The sequence below is a fragment of the Bartonella sp. AP57NXGY genome, from assembly GCF_042195805.1.
In the GTDB taxonomy this organism is placed as follows: Bacteria; Pseudomonadota; Alphaproteobacteria; order Rhizobiales; family Rhizobiaceae; genus Bartonella.
Genome location: NZ_JBHIOZ010000331.1, coordinates 1 through 1,138 on the forward strand (window position 1 = coordinate 1; position 1,138 = coordinate 1,138).

General features: G+C 36.7%; 1 protein-coding gene. It reads left to right on the top strand.

All coding sequences use genetic code 11. The features are described from left to right. Window positions 1–665: 665 nt before the first annotated feature. Window positions 666–1,138, top strand: a 473-nt coding sequence (locus ACFIL8_RS10700; protein ID WP_375689757.1) for a portal protein, incomplete at its 3' end; no start/stop codon positions are given.

Consider the following 1,138-nt stretch of genomic DNA (forward strand, 5'->3'; position numbering starts at 1 on the left):
ACCAAATCTAAAGTAGATAGTTATTCTACTGCCATGGCATTATTTGCCTCCATTTTTTTGTGGAAGCGAATAGTTCCATTCTTAAAGACTAGCCTGCAATCTATTCATTAAAAGGCTTTTCATTTCATAAGATATAGCATTTTGAATTTCATGACCTTTATTTCCTACCTCGGTAAAAAAATACCGTGGTTATAAAATCGATCTTGTCTTTAAATCCTTTTATGCAATCTTTAAAATGTTCGGTGTTATGATGATGCTGTTATGACAGCTCTCTATTTTGCGCTCGCCAATTTTGGCGAATGTTAATTTGCTCTTTTATGTGATTAACAATCCAATCTTTAAAACAAGATGTGATCTTTAAACGTATGTTATCGATATTTTCAAACGACTAAATTTAAAACAATGTGATTTGTGCTGTGATAAAAACGTATCATAAAATTTATGAACTGTTATGAATGATATCGGCTTTTCATTTCATTTGAATACACACATGCGTTATAATACTTACATCATGATTTGCTTTTTATGGTCTATTCATGCATGGCAATCTTATATCAAAAATGGTCAAATGAATCACGTATAAAAGTGTGGATTCTTAAGTGGATTCATATAAAATAATTTCACACAACCTATTGACTTTATTTCATTTTTTGATACGATAGCCTATCAGCTGGTACAAAGAAGATGTTGAGCATGTGAACAAATGGCGCGAACATGCAAGAGAGGATTTTCGATTTTACAATGGTGATCAGTGGAATGAGGCTGATTTAGCGGCGTTAAAAGAGCAACGCCGCCCCGTTATGACGTTTAACCGTATTGCACCATTGGTTAATGCCGTTGTGGGTTCAGAGCGTAACAATAAACGAGAGGTGCAATTCATTCCCCGTCAAATAGGTAAGGCATTGCCAAGTGAATTGCTTACAGGAGCAGCGGAATGGTTTCGCGACATGGCACATGCAGAATACGCTGATAGTGATGCTTTCCAAGATGCCGTTATCTGCGGCATGGGGTGGACTGATACCCGCCTTGATTATGAAAACAGTATAGATGGTGAACCGGTTATTACGCGTTTAGATCCTTTAAAAATGGTTTGGGATAGTGCAGCGGTGCAACCGAATTTAACCGATGCACAACGCAT